Consider the following 26,695-nt stretch of genomic DNA (forward strand, 5'->3'; position numbering starts at 1 on the left):
CCGTGAAGGAACAGAAAAATAATAAACCCGCAGATGTAAAATAGTAAGATGTTGTTTATCAATGCTTTAAGTTTGATAAATGAACGCGCCATTTTCAAATAATCAACCTTCCAAATCCATCCTCAACCCTTTTTGCAAATGAAATTTTATACATTTCTACTCTTTGGCTTTTTATTGACAATGGCAGAATCCCGAGCGCAAAACCCTTACTTAGCAACCAGAAACGGGCAGTTGGAGCTTACGCCAGCAGGTGCGTCCTTTTTGGCAAAATTACCGCTTCACTGCATCAACACGGAATATCCCAACAAAACTGGACATACACTGGAGGCCGAAAAAGATGCTCGGCTGAGTCCCAAAGAATTGCATCCGTCATTTTATGGGTGTCTGGATTGGCACTCGTCGGTGCATGGGCATTGGATGCTGGTACGCTTGTTGAAAACGTTTAAAAACCTGCCCGAAGAAGCGCAGATTCGAAACATATTGAATGATAGTTTTGCTCCCGATAAGCTGAAAACCGAAGCGGATTATTTTACAAAATACCCTTTGGCCAAAACCTTTGAGCGTACCTACGGTTGGGCTTGGTTGTTGAAGTTGGACGAAGAACTTTCGACTTGGGATGACCCGCAGGCGCGGCAATGGCACCAACATCTGCGGCCTTTGACGCAACAAGTGGTGGGGCTTTGGACCGCTTTTTTGCCCAAACAAACCTACCCAAACCGAACGGGCGTGCATCCCAACACAGCCTTTGGGTTGGTGTTTGCGCTTGATTATGCCCGAACCGTAAAAAACACCGTTTTTGAAGCCCAAATCATTCAGAAAGCCAAGGATTTTTACTTGAAAAACACCAACGCTCCTGCTTTTCAAGAACCCGATGGTTCTGACTTCCTGTCGCCGAGTTTAGAGGTGGCGGATTTGATGCGGCGTATTTTGCCCCAAGCGGCATTTTTGAAGTGGTTTAACGCCTTTTTGCCTGCCGCAGGGCTTCAAAATGTCATGAAAATGCCCGTCGTGAGCGATCGAAATGACATGCAGATTGTGCATTTAGATGGTCTTTCTTTGAGCCGGGCGTGGTGTATGTTGGGTATTGCGCGGGCGTTGCCCAAAACTGACCCGCGGCGTGCGTCGTTGCTCAAAAGTGCCCATACTTTCATTAACACTACGTTGCCGCAGATAACGAATGGCGGTTACGGTGGCGAGCATTGGCTGGCGTCTTTTGCCGTGTATGCTTTGGGGCAAGAATGACTCAATACACCGCCGCGTAGTCGATGATGATGTCTACTTTTCCCCATTTCCCTTTTTGGACTTGCACAGGATTGATGTTCATTGCATCGTCGAATAAGTTGGCATAGAGGCCTTTATCTTCTTTGGTGAAAAGTGAGTAATAGCCCGCGGGTAAGGCTACCTTAAACCGACCAGTTTTGTTGGTAGTTACCTTTTGGATGAATTTGGAATTGATTTTTTTGTAAAAACCCGCTTCGTCCGCTGGTTCGGTTTGATTGGAGGAGGTGAGTTCGTAAATCAGGATTTCACGCGCAATGGGCGAGCCTTTTGGGTTAGTTACCTTCACATCGGGCGAAGGCATCAGATTTCCCGAACGCCAAAGCACCGTTCCAGAGATTCCCTGACTCCCTTTTTTCTTTTGGGCCGTGCAACCCGATGAAGTGAAAAGTAAGCCAATAAAAGCGATGCTGAACAGATACAACACATGATAAATCGTTGATTTTGGCATACAATTTAGGTTTTAAAGATGGAAGTGATTACCAAGCAATGACTTCCTGAGTGACCATTCTAGGGATCTTTTATCTTTTGTTTCTGCAAAGAATTAGGCCAATTCTGGTACATACGTCTCTGTGACTTCTTCCAAAATGTCGTTGATTTCCTGGTAAGACATGGTTTCTACCAATCTCATCCGGAAAGGTTTGAAGTTGTCCAAGCCTTTGAAATAGGAGGCGTAGTGTCGACGCATTTCCACGATTCCCGTGCGATCGCCTTTCCAGCGGATAGAAAAATCCAAATGTTTGCGACAGGCCCGAACGCGCTCGGCGGTAGTGGGCGGCGCAAGGTGCTCGCCCGTACGCATGAAATGTTTGATTTCATTGAAAATCCACGGATATCCAATGCTCGCCCGGCCAATCATGATGCCGTCTACGCCAAAACGGTTACGGTAGTCAAGGGCTTTTTCGGGGCTGTCGATGTCGCCGTTTCCGAAAATGGGAATATTAATGCGTGAATTTTCTTTGATTCGGCCAATCAGCGTCCAATCGGCATCGCCTTTGTACATCTGTACCCGTGTCCGTCCGTGAACCGTAAGTGCTTTGATACCAATATCTTGCAGGCGTTCGGCTACTTCTTGTATATTTTTGGTAGATTCATCCCAACCCAAACGCGTTTTAACCGTAACGGGCAGGTGAGTGGCTTTGACTACCGCTTCGGTCATTTTGACCATTTTAGGAATATCCTGTAATAATGCCGCACCAGCTCCACGGCAAGCCACTTGTTTGACTGGGCAACCGTAGTTGATGTCAATCAAATCGGGATTTACTTTGGTGGCAATGCGGGCGCACTCGCCCATTGTTTCGATGTCGCTGCCAAACAACTGAATGCCAATGGGACGTTCGTACTCAAAAATGTCCAATTTTTGTACACTTTTAGCTGCATCTCGAATCAACCCCTCCGACGACACAAATTCTGTGTACATCAAATCTGCTCCGCCTTCTTTGCATACGGCCCGAAAGGGAGGGTCAGAGACATCTTCCATCGGCGCCAATAACAGCGGGAACTCGCCTAATTCTATGTTTCCTATCTTTACCATCGTCTCAATTTTGACATCTTTAAAATGCAAATTTCGCGTTTTTTTCTTTATCTCTGAAAATAACCTATTTTTGCGCCTTATAATTCAAAACGATGCGCAGTCTATCCACCTGAGCTAACTCGTTAAAAACGACAAATAAAGCTTCAAGGCCGTCATCGCTAGACATAAATTCAGTTTGTTAACTCATACTTTGTAAATCGTAACCAATCAATGTCTTATCTATTCACTTCAGAATCTGTGTCGGAAGGTCACCCCGATAAAGTAGCTGACCAAATTTCAGATGCGCTCATCGACCATTTTATGGCCTTTGATCCAAAATCAAAAGTAGCCTGTGAGACCCTAGTGACCACAGGACAGGTAGTATTGGCGGGAGAGGTAAACACCAAAACGTACCTTGACGTGCAGCAGATTGCCCGTGATGTGATTGCGAAAATTGGATATACCAAAGCTGAGTACATGTTTGAAGCGCATTCGTGCGGGGTACTTTCGGCCATTCACGAGCAATCAGCGGATATTAATCAGGGCGTTGATCGTCAAACGGCCGATGATTTTGAAAGCAAAGCCAACGCGCAAGGAGCTGGTGACCAGGGCATGATGTTTGGTTACGCCACCCGCGAAACCGACAACTACATGCCATTGGCGCTTGATTTGTCGCACAAGATTTTGGAAGAACTGGCCGCCGTACGCCGCGAAAACAAACGCATCAAGTACCTCCGTCCCGATGCCAAGTCGCAGGTGACGATTGAGTATTCTGATACCAATAAGCCTATTCGTATCGATACCATCGTGGTTTCTACGCAGCACGATGATTTTGGGGCCGACGAAGCCATGTTGGCAACGATTCGTAAAGACATCATTACGTACGTGATTCCCCGCGTGAAAGCAAAGTTGAAGCCATCGTTGCGTAAATTATTTAATGACCAAATCACGTACCACATCAATCCCACGGGTAAGTTCGTGATTGGCGGCCCACACGGAGATACTGGTTTGACGGGACGTAAAATCATCGTCGATACCTACGGTGGTAAAGGTGCCCACGGTGGAGGAGCCTTCTCGGGTAAAGACCCCTCAAAAGTAGACCGTTCGGCGGCCTACGCCACGCGCCACATTGCCAAGAATTTGGTCGCTGCGGGTGTTTGCGACGAAGTGTTGGTTCAGGTTTCTTACGCCATCGGAGTAGCTAAACCTTGCGGTTTGTACGTAAATACGTACGGAACCGCCAAGGTAAAAGGCGAAAACGGTAAGAAATTGAGCGATGGTGAAATTGCGAAATTGGTAGAAAGTGTATTTGATTTGCGCCCTTATGCCATCGAGCAACGCCTCAAATTGCGTAATCCTATCTACTCTGAAACGGCAGCGTATGGTCACATGGGTCGTGAGCCCAAAACCGTGACGAAGGTGTTTGAAAACGCTGGTCAACGTGCCGAAGTAGAGGTAGAATTGTTTACTTGGGAAAAACTTGACTACGTAGACGCGGTGAAAGCGGCGTTTGGCCTGTAGTAAATATATTTTTATGATCTCAACGTCGGCGAAGTTACTTCGCCGACGTTTTTTTATGTCAAGGTGGGCCAAAAAGAATCGCGGCGGCCTCACGCAGAGATTTGGCCTGACGTACTTCCCGAACAATATCTCTCCACTCGTGAAAATTGAGGTAAATGACGTTCTGGGATTCAACAGGTTTTGTGATTCCGTACACGGGCGTTTCGGTCTCTTCCTGAAATGTACCGAATAGGCGGTCCCAAAGAATGAACGTAGTTCCAAAATTTTTATCCAGATAGAGCGTGTTCTTCCCGTGATGCACCCGGTGGTGTGAGGGAGTTACAAAGATATATTCAAACCAGCGAGGCAGTTTATGAATCACTTCGGTATGAATCCAGAATTGATACAGTAAATCAATCTGGTAGCAGGTGAACGTAATCACAGGGTGAATTCCCGAAAGCCATACGGGCAGAAAGAAAATGATTTTGATGTGTTGTGTCCAAGAATTTCGAAAGGAAGTGGCCAAATTAAAATGTTCTGATGAATGATGTGTGACGTGAGTTGCCCACCAAATGCGCTGTTTATGCGCAATGAAATGCGCAAAGTAATTGCAAAGATCAATTCCCAAATAAGCCAGAATCCACGACCACCATGTATTGGGCAAGCGCCACGGAACTATTTCGTAGCAAAATAAACTTATGCCCACAATCGCGGCCTTGAAAAGACCATTGATGAGGAGGCTTCCAAGGCCAATGCCCACCGATGCTTTTAAATCATCGTGGTCGTATCGGTGGTGCGGGTCGTGTCTCACTAGCCAATATTCAACGGCAATACAAATAAAAATCAAAGGGGTAGCATACAGCAAGAGCGGCTGCAAGTCTTGTTCAAACTGCTGAGGAGTCATTCCGAAAAACGTTATAGTTTAATAATGGGAGTCGTGGCTGAAGATTATCGATTTACGTAGATACGTTCAGAAACAGCGTGTTTGTTGGGGGGGATTGTTACACCAAACAACTCTATGTAACGGACTTTAGGGATAAACCCACCAGAAGGTTCTAACTGAACAAATATTTTTCTTAATAATGAAGCATGTCCATCAATTTGGGTAATGGCTACGGGCTTTCCTTCGTGTGATAAAACCTGTAATGAGCGATTTTGGAAAGCATTAAGGTGAATTTCAACTGACTCGTTTGCCTGCCGATTTAGGTGCTGTTTATACCCGTACGCCAATTGCCACTGTACGGCAGAAAGTTTTTCTCGTTGTCCTTTTTCTGCGTAACGTATCCAATATACGTCAATAGGAGATTTGGGGTTCAAGCGCTTGTTAGGGAGTAGATTAGCATCGTACATTACCGTATTGGCGTCGTTGCTGCGCTGAATGTAAAACAGATGATTGGCCGAAGTCGGCGGCTCTGGAAAAGAGATTTTTTGGGCGTCGTCGTCAACGCCATAGAATGAGCACAGCCCCATGGCTGCAAGAATTAACGTGTAGATTTTCATAGCTGTATGGAGGGATTGCTGATGCCCTCTGCCTTAATGACAACCTACTGCGTTTTTCCCCCTATTAGAATGAAAAATAAATGAATAAATATTGGATTTAGAGGCCATCATCTTGGCCTGCTACATTGGACGAGCCCTTGATACAATTTGTGTGTCACAATTGAAAATAGGGTTAAGGCTGAAGCAAAGTTTTGCTCTTATGAAAGTTAATATTTCAAAGTGGCGGCGATAAATACGTTACTTGGACAATGGCCACTGGTTTGTGGGCTCCAGCTGCGCCATTCGGAAGCAAACACCCTCGAAAACGTTTTGGTGCTGCATATTTTCGAGGTGGTTTTTAAACAAGGCTTTAAAAAATTAATTTGCGCGTAAGCTGCCGATTGCGGTTGTTTTTTGAGTCTTTCGGGCATTTCTATCCAATCAAAACCTACAAAGCAGCCTTCAGCTGGAACGGCAATATTATAAGGTTCGATGTCGAATAAAAATGTTTCTGAGGTAATAGGAACAATAACAGACTTGGTTAACAAATCATGTAGAGGTTCTCCTGTAACGGGGCTAATTGAAAAAACCCTGATTCTTAATTTGGTTTGGGAAAGTGTTTTTTTGTCAAATTTGGCATGTATCTTACTTAAAAGAGCTTCTTTTTTCGCTGAATTATCAATTTTTAGGGCAATGCTTTGACCAAGGGCTGCATTAAAAGCCGTTCTTGAAGGTTGGTCAAAAACTCCCTCCATAGACGAGCGTTGAAAAAGGTTTGTATTTTCAATTGGAATTAATTGAAGGGGCTCTTTAGAAGCAAGATAAATAAATAACGGAGATAGAACAACCACATTCTTGATGCTGATGAAAGATACTTCAAAACCTGGCGAAGAAACAACCAAAGTGTCGTTGGGGCCTACATTTAACTGATAGTAGCCTTTTTCATCGGTAATATAGCCTTGCAATTTATTTTTTACGCTGATCGTGGCACAAGGAATGCCGATTTTGTTTTTATCTCTTACAATTCCCTTTATTTCAAGTGATTGGCCTAAAATAATCCCAGGTAAAGTCATGAAAAGAAAGACGAATATGTTAAATGTAGGGTTCATAAAATGTGGGTTTTCAATTTGGGGTATGAATGATTGCATACTTGCCCATGAATAATGGCTTGGTGGTAATGAGTGTAAAATTTTTGCCAGTATAGTAGGTTTCTCTTAGACGAGAGCAATCAATACCAGTCACAATCTCGGAATTTATTACCGATTTAATCAGCGATAAACAGTCTTCAATGCCTGTTGAGGAGTAAATTATATTTAACAATAATATACAATTCTGCCAAAGAATCAATGAGTTAACTTGAAAAGTTATCAAACGGTACTTTTGCGTTTAGTGCTTTTTAAACTTCGGTAGTATTATGATAAAAGATATACGTTTAATTCCATTCTTGCGATTTGTTGAGGGTATATTTGGGGGCGAGGTAGGCGTAAAAAAGGAGGAATAAGGGAGGTGAAATAAATCGTGTCAAAAATTTGTGGATAGAATGTCCATCTACTCAAAACAGAAAATCTCAACAATGGTTATATACTCACAGAGTGTAACGCTTGAAAATCAGTACTCTATTCCGTTGCGTTAACCTATACTCTTGTTGAAACAGGGAATCGCGGGCCAGAGTTTTAGAAAATACGCCGAGAGAAACGGCTTGTTTTTTCGTTTTTTAGAGACACTTTTGGTTGAAAAAGTGTTCAGCATAAAGAAACACAATCATGAACTAATGCGTCGAATAGTGGATTCGGAGTCACATACTACATCGCGAACAGTTTTGCCGCTGCACGGTTGGCAGTCGGCGTATCAACTTGGATATGCCACCGCGCTGTGGCGTTTGCCCCTTCAAAAAGATAAACACCTGATTATCAATTTTGGCACTGATATTCCCAAAACAAAAATGATGCTGGAAGACCTTCCTTCGGGTTTTGCCATCAGTCCATTTTTAAATTTAGAAGGAGAGGATGCGCTCTTTATCAAGGCAGATTTGCATATTCGTTTTGATGAAATAGGAGAGCCAGTTTCCGAAAGTTACCCCTCAACGGAATCAAACTCTGCCCGAGAAGCGTGGGAAAATGGGTGTCGTAATGTGGATTTGGTTACAAAAAAGGATAGACATGTAAATGATTTTCCGGCTAATTCTTCCGAAGAATTTCATTTGCAATCCGTCAAAGAAGCCATTAAAGCCATTGAAGCGGGTGAAATCCAAAAAGTGGTTCTTTCCCGAACCAAGCACGTGGCTTTGCCTGCGTCGTTTTCGGTGACGGGCATTTTTGAACGACTTTGTGATAAGTACCCCAACGCATTTGTTTCTCTGGTGTATCTACCTCACTTGAATCAAATTTGGTTGGGTGCCACCCCCGAAACCCTCGTGAGTGTGGACCGACAGGGGATTTTCAGAACGGTAGCGCTGGCAGGTACACAGTCAGCTTTTGATGCATCTGGGCAGATGATTCCACCAAAGCAAGCGCCGTGGACCCAAAAAGAAATTGAGGAGCAAGCGCTCGTGAGCCGTTATATCATTTCGTGTTTTAAGAAAATACGGGTGCGTGAATACCTCGAAGAGGGACCCAAAACCGCCGTTGCTGGCAATCTGATGCACTTGCGTAGCGATTATGCCGTCGATACCAAAGCCATTAATTTCCCCGAACTAGGAACCGTCATGCTGGGGCTGTTGCATCCCACTTCGGCGGTGTGTGGTATGCCCAAATTGCCTGCTTTGGAGTTTATTCAGGAGCATGAAGGCTACGACCGCGAATTTTATAGCGGTTATTTGGGACCAGTAAACATTGACTCAGAAACCCATTTGTTTGTCAATCTGCGCTGTATGAAGATTAGCAATGGCATGGCTACCCTCTACGGCGGCGGTGGAATTACGGAAGATTCAGTTCCTGAAAAAGAATGGCAGGAAACCGAGTTGAAATGCCGGACCTTGCTAGCGGTACTGGAGGAATCATAAAACAATACGCTTTTGTTTAGGGTTTTATCTCTAAATTTACGGCATGAAAAGGGCCGAAAGGCTGGTTTCTGTTCATCATTTTAAACTGCAATTAGATTCATGCTGACGCTCAACGACACGGTCTCGCTCCAAGACGCCATTACGTCGTATCATTATAGCCAATCGCTGACGGAATACATACGTCGTAAAACCATCACCGTCAAAATTGGTGACATCCCGCTGGGCTCTGAGCATCCGATTCGGGTGCAATCCATGACCACCGTGGACACCATGAATACCGAAGGCTCTATCGAACAGGTGATTCGGATGGTAGAGTCGGGTTGTGAATACGTGCGTATCACCGCTCCTAGCGTAAAAGAAGCCCAGAATTTAGAAAATATTCGCAAAGGATTACGGGCGCGTGGTTATACCGTTCCGCTCATTGCCGATATTCACTTTACACCCAATGCCGCCGAATTGGCCGCCCGCATTGTGGAAAAAGTACGTATCAATCCAGGCAATTATGCCGATAAGAAACGCTTTGAACTGATTGATTATACCGAGGATGAATACCAACGCGAGTTGGAGCGAATTCGCGAAAAGTTTATTCCTCTCCTAAAAATTTGTAAAGAATACGGCACCGCGATGCGGATTGGAACCAACCATGGTTCACTTTCTGACCGCATCATGAGCCGCTATGGTGACTCGCCACTGGGAATGGTGGAGTCGGCGCTAGAATTTCTGCGCATCTGTGAAGAATTCAATTATTACGATGTGGTACTGTCAATGAAATCCAGCAACCCGCTCGTGATGGTAGAAGCATATCGGTTGTTGGTCAATCGTTTGGATGCTGAAGGTTTGAAGCCTTATCCGCTGCATTTAGGCGTAACCGAAGCGGGAGAAGGTGAGGACGGTCGCATCAAATCGGCGGTCGGAATCGGGACTTTGTTGGAAGATGGATTGGGAGATACGGTGCGGGTTTCGTTGACCGAAGACCCCGAATTTGAAGCACCAGTAGCGGCGGCATTGATTGGCCGTTATACCAATCGCGCTGCCGAAACAACGCCCATTCGTCCGATAACAGCATCGCCCATTCATCCATTTCAGTACAGCCGTCGGAAAACGAAAGAGGTTTTTAACTTTGGCGGCGGGAATGTGCCGCGCGTCATTGCCGACCTTTCGGCCATAGAAGTGACCCAATATGAAGATTTGCGCAGCGTAGGGCATTTTTACCTGCCCGTGCCCGACAAGTGGAAAATGAATGACATCGGCGTGGATTTTATCTACACTGGGTCTAGGCCTTCAACGTTTATGTTGCCCATGGGCCTGAAAGAAATCGTTGATTATGAGGTCTGGAAAACGGCCAGTAATCAAGAACACCAATTCCCGCTTTTTACCTTGGCAGAATTTGAAAAGGCAACGAAAAGAAGTACAACGCTGAATTTTATCAAAATTGACGCGGCGATTCAGCTGACCCATGAACAAATCGCGGGTGAGCCTGTGGTGTTGCTTCTTCAAACTGATAATGCCCACGCCATGCCTGCCCTGCGTCGGTTTATGATTGATTTGATAGACAAAGGGATTGATTGCCCAGTGGTGATTCAGCGAACCTATTCAACGGAGAATTCGGACGAATTGTCGCTTTTTGCGGCTACCGATTGCGGTGGACTGCTGGTAGATGGCCTTGGGGATGGTATCATGCTCTCGGCCCAGTATGCGACCGAAGTCGACAATGAAGAACGTTTGAAATACGCCAAACAACAAAACAGCATTGCGTTTGGTATCTTGCAGGCGGGCCGTACTCGAATGTCAAAAACGGAGTATATATCCTGCCCATCGTGCGGCCGAACCTTGTTTGATTTGCAAGAAACCACCGCGCTCATTCGCAAGCGAACTGACCATTTGAAAGGCGTAAAAATCGGAATTATGGGCTGTATTGTCAACGGCCCAGGCGAAATGGCGGATGCCGATTATGGCTACGTGGGCATCGGCAAAGACAAAATTGCGCTATACCGTGGTCAACAGGTAGTGAAAAAATCGGTGGTTGCCAACAACGCTGTGGATGAGCTCATCAACATTATCAAAGAAGATGGCAAATGGTTTGAGCCAGAGGCGATTGAGTTATAAATACAAAGCCCCAACCCCAAAGGGGCTAATTTTCACCTAAACTCCGTTTTGGGGGCGGGAGCTACTGATTAATTATGAAACGTTTCATCGAATTTTTTCAAATGAGTGAAGTGTTTGGGTACTTCATTCGGGTGTTTAAGAAGCCAGACCCGTCGCGGCCCAATACCTCATCGCTCCGCATGATGCACGGAATTAACCGTATTTCCATCATCATGTTTTTGTTTTGTATAGGTGTAATGCTTTATCGTTTTTTGAGCCGATGAATATAGAATCATTTCAGGCTTATTGCCTTACTAAAAAAGGAGTAACGGAAGAACTTCCCTTTGGACCAGAAACAATCGCTTACAAGGTTGCGGGGAAAGTGTTTGCGCTGACCACGCTCGACCGTACGCCGTTCAGTATCAATCTGAAATGTGACCCTGAAAAAGCAACTCAATTGCGAGAAGAGCACGATTGTGTACTGCCGGGGTATCACATGAACAAAAAGCACTGGAATACGGTCATCATTGACGGCTCAGTCAAAGATGCGGTGCTTCGCGAATGGATCGACCATTCGTACGATTTGGTGGTACAATCATTGCCCGGTAAGGTAAGGGAGCAGCTGGTTTAACACAAGTGCCCCCTTCACCCTCAACCATTATTTTCTCATGGATGTTATTGCCACTCGTCAGGATTTATTACAACAGCTTCAACAGATTAAACAAACGGTTACTCAAGAATTTGAACCTCTCTCCGAGACAAAAATTCAATGGAAACCAGCACCCGATCAATGGGGAATATTGGAATGCCTTGTTCATTTAAACATGGTGAGTCAGTACTACGTCAATCAACTCAATTATAAAGTGGAGCACACGCCCCGGAATGCTCAACCGCCTTTGATGTTTGAAATGAGTTTCAACGGTCGAATGATGCTGGGGTTTGTTGATCCCAAATCGACCCGTAAGATTCCTGCTCCGGGAATGTTTAAACCCAAGCCTTATCACCTCGATACCCAAAAAGTATTAACCCGTTATAAAGTAATTGTCGAAGATTTGGAGAAAGTTTTACAAAAGGCGGATACCATCGACTGGAATACAAAAGTGGTTTCACCTTTTACTTCATTGCTTAAATTTCGGTTGGGAGATGTACTGCTTTTCACGATTGCTCATCACCAGCGTCATCTCAATCAGGCGCTACGAGTTATGCAGCGGGAGGGCTTTCCTAAATCGTAGTGTAACTTCAAAAATGCCCTTTCTGGGCTTGTATGGCCATTTTTTTTAAAAATTGACAAAAAAAAGAATGAAAGCATCAAAGAGATAATGTATTGATTGTCAGTGTATTATCTTTTTCGTTGTACTTGTTTTATTAAAAATTGCATTTTTTTTATTGTTTTTTCTTTGCTACCACTTGTGTTTAATGGTTTAATCATTAAATTTCGGCCAAATCACGCGAATTTGAGCGTTTTTAAACTTTTTATAACCATAAAACTTGTTATCACTATGGCCAAATTTGATGAAATCAAAAATCTAGTAATGAGCCTTGAAGGAGACTTTGATAAGTTTTACAACAAAGGTAATCAAGCTGCCGGTACACGTGTGCGCAAAGGAATGCAAGACCTTAAAAATATAGCTCAGGCTATTCGCGCTGAAGTGCAGAATTCCAAAAACACGAAGGAATAAGTAATTCTGAAAAAAGACATTAATAAGCGGACTCGACAATTTGTCGGGTCCGCTTGTTTTTGAGGGTTATCCCCCAAAAGTTTGGGCTATTTTCATGGCTACTCCCATATCACCGTCGATTTTGAGTTTGCCATTCATGTAGGCCATCATTGGGTTGAGCGAGCCGCTGAGCATGTCGAGGGCATCGCTTGTGGAGATTTCCAGCGTACAGTCGGCGGGGGCCTCTTCGTTGCTTACCACGTTGGGCACTTGCTTGGCGTCGATGACAATGACGCCCTCGTCGGTGACAAATTTGACGGATGCATTCAGGCCGCTGTCGGTTCCTACGATGGTTTTAATTTGTTCAGTGAGTGATTGAAGGCTCATGCTGAAAGTTGTTTTTAAGAGTGAAAAATACGAATTTGGGGGGCAAGTTAGGTTACTCATTTGTCAACAAACAATATCACTTCCAATTTTTATGAAAAAAAAATGTTTTACATTTCTGTTCATCTTTATGGCTACGCTGACCTTTGCCCAAAAAACCGTTATTAAAACCGACGCCGCTCCCGCGCCAATCGGGCCATATAGTCAAGCCATTGAAGCCAACGGAATGGTTTTTGTAGCGGGCCAAATCGGCCTCAATCCCCAAACACGACAATTGGTAGCAGGAGGGTTTGAAGCGGAAGCCACGCAAATCATGGAGAACATAAAAGCAGTATTGGGAGCCGCCAAACTTTCAATGGACGACGTTGTGAACACTACTATTTACGTAAAAGACCTCGCCAACTTTGCCAAAATAAATGAAATTTACGGTAAATATTTCAGCGGTAACTTCCCCGCCCGCGCAACGGTTGGCGTTGATAATCTTCCTGGTGGAGCAGCGCTTGAAATCGCGGTAATCGCCGTGCGCGGCCCACGCAAAAAATAACTTTTTTGAGGCTGTCGTTCACCCTTCTGACGCTTTCGAACCGTCAGACGGGTGAACAACTAGAATATAAAACAATCTGGGCAAAATTATTACTAAAGAATTAGTTGATTGGCTTGTTAAACTAAAAATTTAGTTGTTACTTTGTTTCACTTTACTCAATCAACCTAATTCGCGGTATTGAACTGTTGTCGGTTGGGGAGTTAGTTACCTACTTTAAGAATTATTTTAACCAACGATTTAACCCAATGAGAGAACTCACCAAAGCCGAACAGGAAATCATGCAAATCCTGTGGGATTTAGAAAAAGGGGTAGTCTGGGACGTGATTGAACACTTGCCCGAGCCCAAACCTGCCTACAATACTGTGTCTACGTTTATTCGTATTTTGGAGCAAAAGGGTTTCATCGACCACCGTGCCATCAGCGGAAAAACCTACGAATATTTCCCGATTGTCAGCAAGGAAGATTATCGCGCATACGAAGCTAATAAGCTGGTAGACAACTACTTTGAAGGTTCATTAAAAGAATTGGTGTCGTTTTTTGTGCAGGACAAAAACATCAGCCTTCAAGATGCCGACGAAATCATTAAGATGTTAAAACGCTAGGGAGATGTTTCGATAATTGCCAACTTCAAACGTTTCAAAAATCATGGAATCGTTCATTTATCTTTTCAAAGCAAGTGCAGGGATGGTAGCCTTGTATGGCCTGTATTGGCTTTTGCTGCGCAAACACACCTATTTCACCTTCAATCGTTTTTACCTATTAGCAGCCCTTTTGATTGCTTTGGCGGCTCCCTTTGTGGTATTGACCGAGAAAGCGCCCGAGTCGTTGCCGATAACCCAAATCAGCCTTGAACCTACTACGGTGGTGTACCAACCCGTAGAAGATCCCTTTATGACTGCCGAGCAGGTGCTGTGGCTCGTATATGGGTTAGGGGTGTTGGCGATGCTCGGGCGTTTGGGCTTCCGCTTGTGGCAAGTGCTCAAGATTATCCGCGCAGGGGAGCGTCAACGCGCTGGAAAATACATTCTGGTGCGGGCCGCTGATGGGTCTATTTCGTCGTTTTCGTTTTTGAATTACTTGGTCGTGAGCCAAAAAGACGCTGAAGCCTACGGCGATGTGGTACTGCGCCACGAATTGGTGCATATTCAGGAGCGGCATAGTTTGGATTTGTTGTGGTTGGAATTGGTTCACGTGTTTTGGTGGTTCAATCCCATTCTGATTTTTTTCAAACGCTCGCTCAAAGAAATCCACGAGTTTATTGCCGATGAGCGGGCTACCAACGGTGACCGAATGCAGTATGCGCACACCTTGGTAGGATATGCGTTTGGGGTTTCACCTAATGTTTTAACCAATAATTTTTTTGACGCCACTCAACTTAAAAACAGAATCTCCATGTTGACAAAAAATCGTAGTTCGCGCTGGGTATTGGGTCGCTATTTGCTCGCCGTTCCTCTTATTATCGGTTTAGTAGTGCTTGTAGCCGCCCGGCGGGCAGAATCGGAAGTGCCCGATAATGAGCAGGTAATGGCCGAAGAACTCACCGTAAAAGGCCGCATAACGACCCAAGATGGCAAAGGCTTGCCAGGGGTAGTGGTTATTGTGGCAAATACCCAACGAGGCACAACTACTGATTTGGAAGGTAATTATCTGATTAATGTAATGCGTGGAAAGCAATTGGTGTTTTCGTTTGTTGGTTACAAAACGCAGGTGCTGGACGTTACGAAAAGCGAGCAAAACGTAATAATGCAACTTGAACCTAAAGAATTAAATGAAGTAGTAGTGGTGGCGTATGGGGCTGAACCCTCAAAGGGTGAAGTAGTATCAGCAGAGGAGAAGTCAAAACTGACAAAGAATGGTGAGGTTTTTACGGTAGTAGAGCAAAATCCAGAGTTTCCGGGCGGAATGAGTGAATTGGGCAGGTATTTAGGACGCGCTATCAAGTATCCTGCCTCAGCTCAACGCGCCAATGTGCAGGGGAAAGTGTTTGTGCAGTTTGTGGTGGGCAAAGACGGAGATATTCGTGACCCCAGAATCGTGAAAGGTATCGGTTTTGGTTGCGACGAGGAAGCCCTGCGGGTAACGCTAAATATGCCTAAATGGAACCCTGGTAAACAAAACGGCAAAGCCGTAGCGGTTCAGTATAACTTGCCAATTGCGTTTGTATTGGAGAAAAAAGCGGCCACGTTATCCAATGGTGACAAAAATCCTGAATTTCCGGGGGGGACTCCAGCGTTGAGCCAATATTTCTCCACCAATCTGAAATACCCCACAGCTGCCGCTAGAGCGAACGTGGAAGGAATTGTGTTGGTGAGTTTTACGGTTACTAAAGAAGGAGCTATCAAAGACATTGTGATAGACAAAGGGATTGGTTTTGGGGCCGATGCCGAGGCCATAAGATTAATTTCAAAAATGCCCCGTTGGAATCCTGCTTTAAAAGATGGGCAGCCCGTCGATGCAAAGTGTAGTGTGCCTGTTTCATTTGTGTTGGAGAAAAAAGAGCCTTCCGTCAAGATAAACACTACAAATCCTGCTACTGGAGGAGGGAGCCTTTATCGCTATAACCCTTCGATAAAAGTGAATGGGAATAAACCACTTATTTTGGTAGATGGGATTCGGGTAGAAGGTGATTTAGATGGAAGGTGGAGTCCAGAAGATATTGAAAGTATTGAGGTTTTGAAAGATGAGTCAGCTACGAAAATTTATGGCTCTATGGCAATGCATGGCGTGGTGCGAATCACTACGAAAAAGGCTACTGCTGTTAGAAAAGAGGTAGTAGAAAAAAATATGCCTGAAAATGCGCTATGGCTCTTGGATGGGAAGGAGATGGAAAAAGATCAAATTCAAAAATTGAGCCCTGACAGCATTCAAAATATGAATGTATTGAAGGGAGAAGAGGCTATTAAAAAATACGGTGACAAAGGAAAAAGAGGCGTTATTGAGATAACAACAAAGAAAAACTAGCCCACACAGCAAATTAGTACAGAAGCGGAGGCACTGCCTTCGCTTTTTTGTTGTTATTTTGCGGTGATAATAGGCGCTTACAGCGCGACAATACGCGACAAATACACAATAATGATTGAAACCCGTGCTTATGCCCGTGCAGGGCTTTTAGGAAACCCCTCTGATGGGTATTATGGCAAAACCATTTCTATTTCGGTTCGCAATTTTGGCGCTTCCATTACGCTGCACGAATCGCCCGAGTTGGAGATTGAGCCGCAAACGCAGGATTCCAATGTGTTTAAAAATATATACCATTTACGCGATACAATCAGCACTTTGGGCTATCACGGGGGGATTCCGTTGGTAAAGGCGGCCATCAAGAAATTTGTGGAGTATTGCGAAAGCGAAGCGATTCGACTGCCCAACCAAAATTTTACCATTCGTTACCGAACCACCATTCCGCGTCAGGTGGGTTTGGCTGGGTCGAGTGCCATTGTGGTAGCTACCTTACGGGCGTTGATGCAGTTTTATAAAGTAGAAATTCCACTTCCCGTATTGCCCACATTGGCGTTGAAAGCCGAAGTGGAAGAATTGGGCATTACGGCGGGTTTGCAAGACCGCGTCATTCAATGCTACGAAGGCTGCGTTTACATGGATTTTTCGCGCGAACTGATTGAAAAACAGGGCTACGGCTACTACGAGCCCATTGATCCGCGCTTGCTGCCAAAACTATACATTGCCTACAAAACAGACCTGAGCAAAGTTTCGGGAAAAGTGTTAAATAATATTCGCCAACGGTGGGAGCAAGGGGAGCCTCACGTGGTGGGGACGCTGCAAAATATCGCAGGCGTAGCCGAAGAAGGCCGTGGGGTAATTAAAGCGCAAAACTACGACCGTTTGAACGAACTCGTCAATCAAAACCTGGACTACCGCGCCGAGATTATGACCATCACCGACCGCAACCGGGCCATGATTGAAACCGCCCGTAATTGCGGAGCTTCGGCTTCTTTTACGGGTTCGGGAGGCTCGATTATTGGGATTTATCGCGACGAAGAAATGCTCAATCGGTTGTTTGTAGAACTCAAAAAACAAAACGCCCGCGTCATCAAACCTTTTATTGTTTGAGTCGTTAAATAGGTAGGAGTTGTTAGATGCTTTGCGTTTGGAGGTGATACCACAATGTAATAGTTCTATAACTATTTCCTGACTATATTTTGACTCGCGATGCCGATACTTTCCACCCGAATTTTTGATAATAACTTACTGACTCCGTATCGTCAACTGGGAGATGCTGACGCTGATGCCGTCGTGGAACAACTCGCCGCTGACGGTGGTAGAGCGCGGTTGGCTGAATTTATGCGTTTTTTGGGAACTCCCGACCTTCTCTCTATTGCGGAACAACCCACTTTTGTTCAGTCTTTTTTTGCCTTACACAACCGCCTTCCTGCCTTTGCCGATTTGGCCAAAATGGACAAGGGAATGGCGTTTTTTTGGAAATATAACGAGCAAATAGCGTTGATATTGGGGTGCTATTCACTGCCTTACTGCTACGCCGCCGCCGACGGAGCGCAGGTGCTTTGGCTGTCGCAGCGCATCAAAAATGATACCTTCAAGCGTTTGGAAGAAACGGGTGAATTTGTATACGGCATCATGCAAGAACGCGATTGGCGCAACGGCCGCAACGGCGTTCGAATTCTTAAAATTCGCCTGATGCACGCCGTCATTCGGTATTTTACCAAACACGCCGAACAATGGAACCCCGACTGGGGAGTGCCTATCAATCAGGAAGATATGGCAGGAACGAACCTTGCATTTTCATACATTGTCATCCGGGGGCTTCGCAAGTTGGGAATCACCACCGACGAAGTCGATGAAGCTCATTTTCTTCACTTTTGGAGCGTGGTAGGGGCATTGTTGGGCGTGCAAGAACCCCTTTTGCCCCTTAATCTACGCGAAGCATTTCATTTAGACCGCGCTATTTTTCTCCGACAGTTTAAGGCTTCGGAGGCAGGCATCGGCCTCACCAAAGCGCTGACCAAGGTACTCCAACAACAGGCGCCTCAGCCCGCCATGCAAAATTTTCCATTGGCGCAGATGCGGTTTTTGTTGGGAAAAGAGGTGGCAGATTTGTTGGCTATCCCACAAGTACCTTTGGAAGAAGGGATTATCAAGTTTACGGCACAGGTTCCCATTTTTCAGAAGTTGTTTCGTCAGCCGCGTGCGTCTTCTCCTGTTTTTGAAAAATATGGCCGATAAACAAGCCCTGATTTTTATGAAATTTGTATTACTTTAGTGGGGAATTTGTTGTTTATACTGCTTTTTTTAGCGTAAGTAAACGTTTAAGGCTATGAAAATCTTCATCATTTGTTTAGGGTTCTGTTGGCTCCTGGCAGGAGAGGCCAACGCCTTTTTAGCGGATACCGTGGCCACCACCGTACAGCGTAAAAGCTTTTCTACCCACGACGAAGAGGTGACTTTTTACGATAAAAAAAAGCGCTTTGCTACGCTTCGGATTTACGATAAATCAGGTCTGCTGCTTACCGAAACCAATTTCAAGGATTACAAGGAGGGGATTCGTCAGGGGTTTTCCAAAGGTTTTTATCCCAACGGGGATTTATACTGGATTGCTGATTATAAAAACAACGAGAAGTTTGGGGAGTTCAAGGTGTATTATCCCGACGGCAGCATCAAGCGCCGCGAATGGTACCGCAACGGGATGCGTAAAGACAAGCATTGCTATGATTTGGACGGAAATGAGGTTGAGTTTTATGAGTTTTCGGGAGAGCCGATGTTTCGGGGAGGAGAGTATGCCTTGCAGGGGTATCTTCGAAAAAAACTGAAGGATATTTCGCCAACGGCCACGGAATTTTATTCGTTTGTGTTGCTTGTGCAAGCCGACAGCGTGGCTACGCTCCATACTTTCAAAAATAGTTCTTTTGTAACGCTTCAACAATTGGCGGACATCATCAAGGACATGCCCCGTTGGATTCCCGCCCATTTTGACGGAGTACCTTCAGATAGGCTGTATGCCGTCAACTTGATGTTTCGCTCAGGAAATGTGTACCTCACCAACTTAGCGACCAACATGGGAAATATGGCACAAACCAAAAAACAAATCCCCACGCCCCCCACTACGCCGCCGCCCTTCCCAACGACGCGGCGGAGGCAATAAAGAAGGGGCACTTCTCAGCGCCCCTTTTCTGTTTTTCTGATGGCTAACCTTGCTGTTCTGCCAGTACTTCTGCTAAGGGGCGGAAGCCAGCGGGAACTTTCTGCGCGTCGTCTTCGGGAGAGTAGGGATATACTTCCAGAATCGGCGTCAGGTTTACGTCGGTGATTTCGTAAGGAATGAGCATGGTTGCGAGGCTTTTTTCAATGCGCTCGATGGCTTGCTTAGGGCTGTCGGCATTGACGAGCATAAAACTCACAATTTTCTTCTCTTTAACGTTAGCAGCGCCTTTGCTGTCGTCGATAGAAACGTAAAACGTTTTGCATTTAAACCATTTTTCGCCGCCTTCATCTTCAAAGTGAAACACATCCGACAGCTTCATGCGGGTGAGGCTGCTGATTTGAAAGTCGGGGGTATTGTCGGCCACGATGCCGTACAGGCGCGCCTCGGCGTCGGTGTACGAAACTGCATCAACCAAATACGCTTCTGAGATGGATTTGAGCGCTCCGTTTTCCTGTTCCTGTTGATATTTAATTTTTCCTAAGTACCAGCTTGGCATATTGTATTAGTTATGATTTGATATGTTGAACCATCCAACTGTATGGGCAGGCCTAGAGCCTTTTCATACAATCCCCAAATTTTCGTTTTTCAAAACAGGGTTCCAAAGATAATGGAATTTCTATTTGAGGTCTTTCAAAATCTCTTCGATGGCTTTGTCGAGTTGGGGGTCTTTGTCGGTAAGGCGGTCGGTGAAGGTTTGCTTCACGTAAATATCGGGTGCAGTGCCTTCTTTTTCAATGTTTTTGCCATCTAACGTGTAGCAGCCCCACGCGGGTAGGCGATAAAAAGAGCCATCGACCAGGCCTTTGCCCGAAGTAAAAATAATCCAGCGGTAGGTTTCTGTGCCAATGATTTTGCCGAGTTTGAGCGCCTTAAAGCCCGTCGCGGTCATTTCGGCGTCAGATAGCGATTGTTCGTTGATTAACAGTACAATCGGCTTGGCCGCCACGCCAAAATTGGGCTGTGGCGTAAGTGCCCCTTCGCGGTATTTCCACTGCAAATAAGGCTTTTGGGCTAAGAAGTTTAGGACCAAATCATGAACATTGCCACCTGTATTGTAGCGTAAATCCAAAATCAAAGCGTCTTTTTTGTACCAATCGCGGGTCATATCTTGCACAAACCTGTCGTATTGTCCCAAGCCCATGTCTTTCATGTGGACGTACGCAATGCGGTTTTTTGACTTATCGTCCACGTATTTTTGATTCCAATCCATCCATTCGTCATACAGATTTCCCGAAAGTGAACCTTGCGGATGTACTCGCACAGTGTAAGCTGTATCGACACCCTTGCGGCGAAAACTCAGTTCCAGCTCGGTATCGTTGGAGGGTTTGGTAAAATAAAAATCGCGGTTTTGAAGCGTATCAACGGCCAGCCCGTTCACGTGCGTCAGCACATCACCGGGCAGGATTTTTTTACCATGTTTGTCGGCGGCGCTGCGTTTTACCACGCGTTCCACCACGTAAGGACGTTGCGTGTCAAACAGTACGCCCGACTCCATCGTTTGCGATTTGTAAAAAACGTCCTCTTCTTTTCCGTTTGAATAAAAGCCCAAATGCGACGCGTTCAGTTCGCCGAGCATGTCGTTAAATAGCGTTCTGAAATCTTCGCGTCGGTTGAGAAACGGCAAGAATTTAGCGTAGCGGTCCCGCAAAACTTTCCAGTCGGCTCCGTGGAAAGTTTCGTTATAAAAATTCTCTTCAACCCCCGCCCACGCCTCGTAGTACATCTGACGAAACTCCTCTTCCAAGCTACGACGGAAGGTATGATTGATTTCGATTTCGTCGGCTTTATTGGTTTCGTAGTTGAATTTCTTGATTTTTCCAGAGGTTAAAATGTAGTATTTGTCGCCTGTCTGAACCAACTCATACTCATCGGCATCGTCGGCTTTTTCGGTTTTGGTTTTCTGAAAAGGCTCATAAACGCTGCGCCAAAGTTTGTTGTTTCCTTCCTGATGGTCAGATACATAGTACACGTAGGTTTTGGCGTCTTTCTGAATCACGGCAGGCGTACCTTGTTGGCCGTACGACGGTCCCACCTGTTCCATGCGCTCCCATATATCCGTCAAATCAATCTCGATGGGTTTCTCCTCTTTTTTGGGTTTTTCCGCTTTGGGCTTGTCGTCTTTTTGGCCTTTTTTCTTTTTCTTATCGTCAACTTTCTTTTCTGGTTCGGTGTCTTTCTTTTTTTCTTCGGGCTTAAACAACTCCTCAAATTTCTCCAAACGGTACGGGTCATCCAGTTTGGTCAGGGCCAGTCTATACACCTTTTGTTTACGCGGCCCAAAAGGATAGTTCGGATTGAGCCTGTCAGACGAAAAATAGATGTATTTGCTATCGGGCGACCACACCGGTTCGCTTTCAGAAATGCCTGTATTGGTCAAGTTGACGGTTTCATTTTTCTTCAAATGATGCAGAAAAATATCTTTTTCAAAATTGCGAAAAGCCGTAAACATCACATACTCGCTGTTGGGCGAAAAGCGGGGCGAATCATTGTAAAAACCCCATAATTCATCTTTGACAACGGTTTTACTTTCCTTCGTTTTGAGGTCAATCGTGCGGACTTCATTGCGGCCGCTGAGGTAGACGCCCAGCGTGCGGTCTTTATTGAGCGAAATTTGGCGATTGGTTTGAGTCTCGTTGGTGAGTTGGGTAAGCACACCTTTGCCGTCGGCACGCATCGTAAACCAATTTTGATAACCACCGACCGTTTGGCCAATCAACAGGGTCATGGTGTCGGCGAGCCATTTTACTTCCAGCACCCGCTCGTTGGGGGTGGTTTTGAGTTGCTTCACAAATTTACCTTCTAGGTCGGAAACAAACAGTTCGCCACGGGCGACAAAGGCCAGTTTCTTGTTGTCAGGGGCAATGTCAAATGCTGAAATATTGCCATTCACTTTAAAGTCTTGGCCTTTGGAAAGCGTAAAATTGCGGACAATGTTGAGCTTGACGGGTGCACTGGTTTTGGTGGCTACGTCGTAAATCCAGGGCTGGTAATCTTTTTCAAACACTACTTTACGGCCGTCGGCGCTTACTTGTGGGCGTTTGATGGATTCTTTAAAGGACGTCAGAGCCGTTTTTTGACCGTTGAGAAAGGTGTAAAGATTGTACTCACCGTTGGCTTCATCTGAGACAAAAAAGATATTTGCATTGCGGTCAATGGTGGCCCACATATCCTTGCCCCGATAATCCGTGTATTTTTTGTAAGTGTTGGTTTTGGGGTTGTACGATTGAATGTCAGGGTTGAAGTCGCCCTTGTAGCCTTTGCGCATAGCTTGGTCGTCGCTTTCCCACGTGTCATTGAAAAACAACTCTCCCGTTGGGCTTTCGGCGATGTTGTGGGTGCGGTTGAAATAATGTTTGAACAGACGGCGGGGCGTGCCTCCCTTGATTGAAACCGCAAACGTAGTTCCTCCGTTTTGCGGGCCTGACTCAAAATAAATGGTTTGTGAATCCCACGACCACGCTTCCACCAAGTCGTAGGTACTGTGATGGGTGAGTTGTTGGATAGTGCCTCCTTGGATGGGCATAAGATAGACGTCGCTGTTGCCGTTTTCGGTACCGCTAAACGCTAGCCATTTGCCGTCGGGTGAAATACGCGGGCGCGATTCGCTGCCCTGCATGGCCGTAATACGGGTGGTGAGTCCTGTTCCTAAGTCGGTTTTCCAGAGGTCAGATTCATACGCGAAGACCACCGTACTAGCATCAGGGCTGAGGGTGGGATGGGTGGCAAAATGAACTTCTGATTGGGCTACAGAAAGCAGAGGGATGAAAGCGTAAATGGCTGCAAAAATGGGTACGCTAAAAAGAGGTTTTAACATGGCTTAGTAAGTGATTATTACGTGAAAGGGTTGTTTTGCCAAAAATAGGGAATTAATGCGTAATCGCTTTCCAGTTTTGGAATGCAATTTATGCCAGTTCGTCGCATCTTGGTGGTTCGGAGCCCTTATAGTTGGACAATGATTTTACTTTTGATGAACGACAAACCAAATAGTACAAAACAAAGCTGTAGTTGAGCAGTCTTTTTGGGGCAAATAAAATGAAAAATAGGTCAAATGTGCAGAAAATAGAGGTTTTATTAGAATTTAATAATTGTATTATTTAAACAATTTGTTCTGTTATATTGTGCGTAAATCAACATATATAAAATTAAATTTTGTCGAAACTTGATATAAAAACTATATAGTGCCATCTTTAAAATTCTTTCCTTCCTCGTTTCTAAAATCGTCTTAACCTAACCTGATATGCACTTCAAACACTTACTAAAACCATTTATTGCTTCCTGTCTTACCTTTTCAATGGCTGTCGTGCAAGCGCAGCAGATTGACGAAACCTACAACCAAAAAATCAGGGAGTATACCACCGATACGCGTTTTTTGCCTTCTTCGGTCCTAAATTTGATCGATGACCCCAAGGTGCCTTCGCCGCGTAAACATTTTGGACAAATCATCGGCTCACCGGGGGTATTGCACCATACGGCCGAGATCTACGGCTATTTTCAAAAACTGGCCCAAACGTCGCCTTTTATTACGGTTCAGCAACAGGGAATCAGCGAAGAAGGACGCCCCATTCAGTTGATTGCCATCGGTAATCAGGATGCCATGAAGCGGGTGGCCCATTACCAAAAGCAACTGGCGTTGTTGGCGGACCCCCGCAAGGTAACCCCGCAGGAAATGGAAAAAATGCTGGGTGATACCAAGCCCGTTTACTACCTCAACGGGGGGCTTCACTCGCCCGAAATGGGTTCTCCCGAAATGCTCATGGAGCTGGCTTATCGCCTGATTACGGGACAAACAGAAGACATTAAAACGATTCGCGATAATATCATTGTCATCATCAATCCCGTGTCGGAACCCGACGGCTGGGATAAGCAGGTAGACTGGTATAATCGCTACACCAAAAACCGCAAAGACTACGATGATGGCTTTCCGCGGGTGCCGTATTGGGGAAAATACACCTACCACGACAACAACCGCGATGGCTTGCAAATGTCGCAGGCTTTGACCAAGGCCATGTACAAAATTTACTACGATTGGCACCCCACGGTTATGCTCGACTTGCATGAATCGGTGCCGTTGTTGTATATATCTACCGGAACAGGCCCTTATAATGAAGCCGTTGACCCAATTACAATTGGAGAATGGCAAACCATGGCCAACCACGAAATGACGGCCTTGGCATCGCAGGGATTGCCAGGGGTGTTTACGTGGGCGTTTTATGACGGTTGGAATCCTGGCTATGCGTTCTTTATCGCCAACAATCATAATTCGGTCGGTCGTTTTTATGAGACCTTCGGCAACGCGGGCGCAACTACTTATGTGCGTGATTTGGGCAATCAAAAATATTCGGGCGACCCCGTCACGAGCAAAGAGTGGTATCGCCCCAATCCAGCCACGGAAAAAGTAAACTGGTCATACCGCAACAACATCAACTACATGCAGGCGGGTGTGTTGGCTGGTTTGACGTATGCCGCCAATAACCGTCGTTTGTTGTTGACCAATTTTTACCAAAAAGGCGTCAATGCCATCAAAAAAGGCAAAGAAGAAACACCCCGCGCATTTGTCATTCCCAAGAAACAACAAGACCCAGTAATGGCGGCGTATTTGGTGAATCAACTACGGGGCCAGGGCATTGAAGTGCATAAATCAACTTCAGACGATTACGTGGTTTTATTGGAGCAGCCTTATCGCAACTTGGCCGTATCATTGTTGACCAAACAAAATTATCCGAAAGATACCAAACAACCATCTTATGATGATATTGCGTGGACGTTAGGGTACTTAAATGGCGTAGATGTAAAAGCACTTGACAACGTTAGCTACGCCGCGAGCGACCTTAAATTACTGACTGAAGAGGTGAAATATACGGGCAAAGTAGACGGTGAGGGAACAAATTATGTCATCAATTACAAAGCCCAAAATACGGTATTGTCGGCATTGTACTGGTTGAAAAATCAGAATAAAACCAGCAAAGTAACGGTTTTGGAGGCTAAAACGACTTTGGGTGGCGTAAAAGATACGCTGTCGGCAGGTTCGGTGGTGTTACAGGGAATTACGTCTGACCAAGCTAAAAGTATTACATCGCAGTTTGGACTTGATTTGGCGGCTACTACTGCCACACCTACCGTCAAACAGCACGAAGTGACGTTGCCAAGAGCGGCCATTTACCACAGTTGGTTCAATACACAGGATGAAGGATGGGTGCGGTTTACGTTTGACCAACGCGGTATTCCGTACACATCCATCGAAAAGGATGACCTGAAAGCGGGTGATTTACGCAAAAAATACGACGTCATTGTCATTCCTAAAATGCGGGGTACAGGTAGTGATTTTATTCACGAAATCGACAAAAAATTTGGCCCACTTCCCTATACCAAAACGCCCGAATTTCCATCGCACGGCTTTCCTGATGCTACAGCCGACATGACCGGCGGGCCCGGGTTTGATGGTATCAACCAATTGAAAATGTTTGTAGAAGCTGGTGGTATATTAGTGACCTTGGACAACTCTTCAACGATGATTGCGGAAACGGGCATTACCCGTGATCTGGACAAAGTAGAGACCCCCGGGCTTTATCATCCGGGCTCGATTGTGAATGTCAAAATACGTAAATCAGATAGCCCGATCGTGTACGGCTTTCCAGAAGTGTTCCCGATCTTTAAAGGTATTTCGCCGTTGTTGCAAACCAAAAAGTACAACCGCGACATGATGGTGCTGCAATACGGTACCAAGCCATTGAAGGAAGAAGAAGAATACACTGGTCCGATCATGGGCTTGCCAGATAAAAAAGCGACGAAAGAAACTGCCGCCGCTAAACCTAAAAGGGAAGAGCCGTATGTGCTTTCGGGAATGGTACGGAATGAGCAGACCATCGTCGGACACGGCGGTATCTTTAACGTTCCCGTTGGCGCTGGAAGATTGGTGGCGTTTACGTTCAATCCATTGCACCGTTACATCAATCACCACGATGCCCCGATGGTTTGGAACGTGCTCATCAATTGGAATCAGTTAGGGATAGGAACTCCTATGTCTGCTGGAACCGAAGGTAACAAATAAAATATAATGGATTGAACAATCACGCAAAGGTAT

At 45.4% G+C, this 26,695-nt stretch carries 23 protein-coding genes; 15 read left to right on the forward strand and 8 right to left on the reverse strand.

From position 1 onward, the window contains the following. Window positions 1-138: 138 nt before the first annotated feature. The gene (locus DR864_RS23770; protein ID WP_114069302.1) at window positions 139-1,242 is read left to right on the forward strand and encodes a DUF2891 domain-containing protein; all 1,104 of its coding nucleotides are present in this window, start codon (window positions 139-141) and stop codon (window positions 1,240-1,242) included. Between the two features lies 1 nt (window position 1,243). On the opposite strand, the gene DR864_RS23775 is transcribed toward DR864_RS23770, so the two are convergent. Together DR864_RS23775 and dusB are read right to left on the reverse strand one after the other, a co-directional pair. After that, window positions 1,244-1,729 carry a carboxypeptidase regulatory-like domain-containing protein gene (locus DR864_RS23775; RefSeq protein ID WP_114069303.1) on the reverse strand — a complete coding sequence of 162 codons (486 nt, stop codon included), beginning with the start codon at window positions 1,727-1,729 and terminating at the stop codon, window positions 1,244-1,246. A gap of 93 nt (window positions 1,730-1,822) precedes the next feature. Continuing rightward, window positions 1,823-2,812: a tRNA dihydrouridine synthase DusB gene (gene dusB, locus DR864_RS23780; RefSeq protein WP_114070453.1), complete on the reverse strand. Its 990-nt coding sequence runs from the start codon at window positions 2,810-2,812 to the stop codon at window positions 1,823-1,825. 210 nt (window positions 2,813-3,022) lie between these two features. Between dusB and metK the strand changes: the two genes are divergently transcribed. Beyond that, complete coding sequence (gene metK / locus DR864_RS23785; protein ID WP_114069304.1) at window positions 3,023-4,312, forward strand: methionine adenosyltransferase; 1,290 nt, start codon at window positions 3,023-3,025, stop codon at window positions 4,310-4,312. Between the two features lie 58 nt (window positions 4,313-4,370). Here the strand turns inward: metK and DR864_RS23790 are convergent, their stop codons facing one another. The 3 genes from DR864_RS23790 to DR864_RS23800 all read right to left on the reverse strand — a co-directional run bounded on the left by DR864_RS23790 (window position 4,371) and on the right by DR864_RS23800 (window position 6,879). Then, window positions 4,371-5,195: a sterol desaturase family protein gene (locus tag DR864_RS23790; RefSeq protein ID WP_114069305.1), complete on the reverse strand. Its 825-nt coding sequence runs from the start codon at window positions 5,193-5,195 to the stop codon at window positions 4,371-4,373. Window positions 5,196-5,239: 44 nt separating this feature from the next. After that, window positions 5,240-5,791 (reverse strand): DUF4833 domain-containing protein, encoded by a 552-nt coding sequence (locus DR864_RS23795; protein WP_114069306.1) that lies wholly within the window; start codon window positions 5,789-5,791, stop codon window positions 5,240-5,242. Window positions 5,792-5,997: 206 nt separating this feature from the next. Then, complete coding sequence (locus DR864_RS23800) at window positions 5,998-6,879, reverse strand: carboxypeptidase-like regulatory domain-containing protein (protein WP_162794087.1); 882 nt, start codon at window positions 6,877-6,879, stop codon at window positions 5,998-6,000. A gap of 662 nt (window positions 6,880-7,541) precedes the next feature. Between DR864_RS23800 and DR864_RS23805 the strand changes: the two genes are divergently transcribed. The 6 genes from DR864_RS23805 to DR864_RS23830 all read left to right on the forward strand — a co-directional run bounded on the left by DR864_RS23805 (window position 7,542) and on the right by DR864_RS23830 (window position 12,535). Continuing rightward, window positions 7,542-8,771 (forward strand): chorismate-binding protein, encoded by a 1,230-nt coding sequence (locus DR864_RS23805; protein WP_114070454.1) that lies wholly within the window; start codon window positions 7,542-7,544, stop codon window positions 8,769-8,771. Between the two features lie 99 nt (window positions 8,772-8,870). Further along, window positions 8,871-10,877 carry a (E)-4-hydroxy-3-methylbut-2-enyl-diphosphate synthase gene (gene ispG, locus DR864_RS23810; protein WP_114069308.1) on the forward strand — a complete coding sequence of 669 codons (2,007 nt, stop codon included), beginning with the start codon at window positions 8,871-8,873 and terminating at the stop codon, window positions 10,875-10,877. A 74-nt stretch (window positions 10,878-10,951) separates the two neighbouring features. After that, window positions 10,952-11,140, forward strand: coding sequence for a DUF6728 family protein (locus DR864_RS23815; protein ID WP_114069309.1), 189 nt, complete (start codon window positions 10,952-10,954; stop codon window positions 11,138-11,140). After that, the gene (locus DR864_RS23820; protein WP_114069310.1) at window positions 11,137-11,487 is read left to right on the forward strand and encodes an MmcQ/YjbR family DNA-binding protein; all 351 of its coding nucleotides are present in this window, start codon (window positions 11,137-11,139) and stop codon (window positions 11,485-11,487) included. The genes DR864_RS23815 and DR864_RS23820 overlap by 4 nt, the downstream gene beginning before the upstream one ends. 37 nt (window positions 11,488-11,524) lie before the next feature. Beyond that, a complete protein-coding gene (locus DR864_RS23825; protein ID WP_114069311.1) occupies window positions 11,525-12,088 on the forward strand; it encodes a DinB family protein in 564 nt (187 codons plus the stop codon). A 267-nt stretch (window positions 12,089-12,355) separates the two neighbouring features. Next, window positions 12,356-12,535, forward strand: coding sequence for a BF3379 family histone-like protein (locus tag DR864_RS23830; RefSeq protein ID WP_114070455.1), 180 nt, complete (start codon window positions 12,356-12,358; stop codon window positions 12,533-12,535). A 66-nt stretch (window positions 12,536-12,601) separates the two neighbouring features. On the opposite strand, the gene DR864_RS23835 is transcribed toward DR864_RS23830, so the two are convergent. Next, complete coding sequence (locus DR864_RS23835) at window positions 12,602-12,901, reverse strand: SCP2 sterol-binding domain-containing protein (RefSeq protein WP_114069312.1); 300 nt, start codon at window positions 12,899-12,901, stop codon at window positions 12,602-12,604. A gap of 91 nt (window positions 12,902-12,992) precedes the next feature. Between DR864_RS23835 and DR864_RS23840 the strand changes: the two genes are divergently transcribed. The 6 genes from DR864_RS23840 to DR864_RS23865 all read left to right on the forward strand — a co-directional run bounded on the left by DR864_RS23840 (window position 12,993) and on the right by DR864_RS23865 (window position 19,554). Further along, window positions 12,993-13,442, forward strand: coding sequence for a RidA family protein (locus tag DR864_RS23840; RefSeq protein ID WP_114070456.1), 450 nt, complete (start codon window positions 12,993-12,995; stop codon window positions 13,440-13,442). A gap of 245 nt (window positions 13,443-13,687) precedes the next feature. Then, window positions 13,688-14,044, forward strand: a complete 357-nt coding sequence (locus DR864_RS23845; RefSeq protein ID WP_114069313.1) for a BlaI/MecI/CopY family transcriptional regulator — start codon at window positions 13,688-13,690, stop codon at window positions 14,042-14,044. A 43-nt stretch (window positions 14,045-14,087) separates the two neighbouring features. After that, window positions 14,088-16,403 carry a TonB family protein gene (locus tag DR864_RS23850; RefSeq protein WP_114069314.1) on the forward strand — a complete coding sequence of 772 codons (2,316 nt, stop codon included), beginning with the start codon at window positions 14,088-14,090 and terminating at the stop codon, window positions 16,401-16,403. A 108-nt stretch (window positions 16,404-16,511) separates the two neighbouring features. Next, window positions 16,512-17,507 (forward strand): mevalonate kinase family protein, encoded by a 996-nt coding sequence (locus tag DR864_RS23855; RefSeq protein WP_114070457.1) that lies wholly within the window; start codon window positions 16,512-16,514, stop codon window positions 17,505-17,507. Window positions 17,508-17,606: 99 nt separating this feature from the next. Beyond that, window positions 17,607-18,638: an oxygenase MpaB family protein gene (locus DR864_RS23860; RefSeq protein ID WP_114069315.1), complete on the forward strand. Its 1,032-nt coding sequence runs from the start codon at window positions 17,607-17,609 to the stop codon at window positions 18,636-18,638. 91 nt (window positions 18,639-18,729) lie between these two features. Further along, window positions 18,730-19,554, forward strand: coding sequence for a toxin-antitoxin system YwqK family antitoxin (locus tag DR864_RS23865; protein WP_114069316.1), 825 nt, complete (start codon window positions 18,730-18,732; stop codon window positions 19,552-19,554). A gap of 43 nt (window positions 19,555-19,597) precedes the next feature. Here the strand turns inward: DR864_RS23865 and DR864_RS23870 are convergent, their stop codons facing one another. Then, the gene (locus DR864_RS23870) at window positions 19,598-20,110 is read right to left on the reverse strand and encodes a DUF4494 domain-containing protein (RefSeq protein WP_114069317.1); all 513 of its coding nucleotides are present in this window, start codon (window positions 20,108-20,110) and stop codon (window positions 19,598-19,600) included. 120 nt (window positions 20,111-20,230) lie between these two features. After that, window positions 20,231-23,428, reverse strand: coding sequence for a S41 family peptidase (locus tag DR864_RS23875; RefSeq protein ID WP_114069318.1), 3,198 nt, complete (start codon window positions 23,426-23,428; stop codon window positions 20,231-20,233). Window positions 23,429-23,851: 423 nt separating this feature from the next. On the opposite strand from DR864_RS23875, the gene DR864_RS23880 reads away from it, so the two are divergent. Then, window positions 23,852-26,662 carry a M14 family zinc carboxypeptidase gene (locus tag DR864_RS23880; RefSeq protein ID WP_114069319.1) on the forward strand — a complete coding sequence of 937 codons (2,811 nt, stop codon included), beginning with the start codon at window positions 23,852-23,854 and terminating at the stop codon, window positions 26,660-26,662. The last annotated feature ends 33 nt before the right edge of the window (window positions 26,663-26,695 follow it).

Source organism: Runella rosea (genome assembly GCF_003325355.1).
Lineage (GTDB): Bacteria > Bacteroidota > Bacteroidia > Cytophagales > Spirosomataceae > Runella > Runella rosea.

Excerpts from the sequence above, each read along its gene's own strand:
- metK (WP_114069304.1), top strand. The coding sequence starts at position 3,023 with ATGTCTTATCTATTCACTTCAGAATCTGTGTCGGAAGGTCACCCCGAT.
- DR864_RS23775 (WP_114069303.1), bottom strand. The coding sequence starts at position 1,729 with ATGCCAAAATCAACGATTTATCATGTGTTGTATCTGTTCAGCATCGCT.
- DR864_RS23795 (WP_114069306.1), bottom strand. The coding sequence starts at position 5,791 with ATGAAAATCTACACGTTAATTCTTGCAGCCATGGGGCTGTGCTCATTC.
- DR864_RS23800 (WP_162794087.1), bottom strand. The coding sequence starts at position 6,879 with ATGAACCCTACATTTAACATATTCGTCTTTCTTTTCATGACTTTACCT.
- DR864_RS23850 (WP_114069314.1), top strand. The coding sequence starts at position 14,088 with ATGGAATCGTTCATTTATCTTTTCAAAGCAAGTGCAGGGATGGTAGCC.
- DR864_RS23820 (WP_114069310.1), top strand. The coding sequence starts at position 11,137 with ATGAATATAGAATCATTTCAGGCTTATTGCCTTACTAAAAAAGGAGTA.
- DR864_RS23840 (WP_114070456.1), top strand. The coding sequence starts at position 12,993 with ATGAAAAAAAAATGTTTTACATTTCTGTTCATCTTTATGGCTACGCTG.
- DR864_RS23870 (WP_114069317.1), bottom strand. The coding sequence starts at position 20,110 with ATGCCAAGCTGGTACTTAGGAAAAATTAAATATCAACAGGAACAGGAA.
- DR864_RS23880 (WP_114069319.1), top strand. The coding sequence starts at position 23,852 with ATGCACTTCAAACACTTACTAAAACCATTTATTGCTTCCTGTCTTACC.
- DR864_RS23815 (WP_114069309.1), top strand. The coding sequence starts at position 10,952 with ATGAAACGTTTCATCGAATTTTTTCAAATGAGTGAAGTGTTTGGGTAC.
- DR864_RS23805 (WP_114070454.1), top strand. The coding sequence starts at position 7,542 with ATGCGTCGAATAGTGGATTCGGAGTCACATACTACATCGCGAACAGTT.
- dusB (WP_114070453.1), bottom strand. The coding sequence starts at position 2,812 with ATGGTAAAGATAGGAAACATAGAATTAGGCGAGTTCCCGCTGTTATTG.
- DR864_RS23875 (WP_114069318.1), bottom strand. The coding sequence starts at position 23,428 with ATGTTAAAACCTCTTTTTAGCGTACCCATTTTTGCAGCCATTTACGCT.
- DR864_RS23825 (WP_114069311.1), top strand. The coding sequence starts at position 11,525 with ATGGATGTTATTGCCACTCGTCAGGATTTATTACAACAGCTTCAACAG.
- DR864_RS23770 (WP_114069302.1), top strand. The coding sequence starts at position 139 with ATGAAATTTTATACATTTCTACTCTTTGGCTTTTTATTGACAATGGCA.
- DR864_RS23865 (WP_114069316.1), top strand. The coding sequence starts at position 18,730 with ATGAAAATCTTCATCATTTGTTTAGGGTTCTGTTGGCTCCTGGCAGGA.
- DR864_RS23790 (WP_114069305.1), bottom strand. The coding sequence starts at position 5,195 with ATGACTCCTCAGCAGTTTGAACAAGACTTGCAGCCGCTCTTGCTGTAT.
- DR864_RS23830 (WP_114070455.1), top strand. The coding sequence starts at position 12,356 with ATGGCCAAATTTGATGAAATCAAAAATCTAGTAATGAGCCTTGAAGGA.
- ispG (WP_114069308.1), top strand. The coding sequence starts at position 8,871 with ATGCTGACGCTCAACGACACGGTCTCGCTCCAAGACGCCATTACGTCG.
- DR864_RS23835 (WP_114069312.1), bottom strand. The coding sequence starts at position 12,901 with ATGAGCCTTCAATCACTCACTGAACAAATTAAAACCATCGTAGGAACC.
- DR864_RS23845 (WP_114069313.1), top strand. The coding sequence starts at position 13,688 with ATGAGAGAACTCACCAAAGCCGAACAGGAAATCATGCAAATCCTGTGG.
- DR864_RS23860 (WP_114069315.1), top strand. The coding sequence starts at position 17,607 with ATGCCGATACTTTCCACCCGAATTTTTGATAATAACTTACTGACTCCG.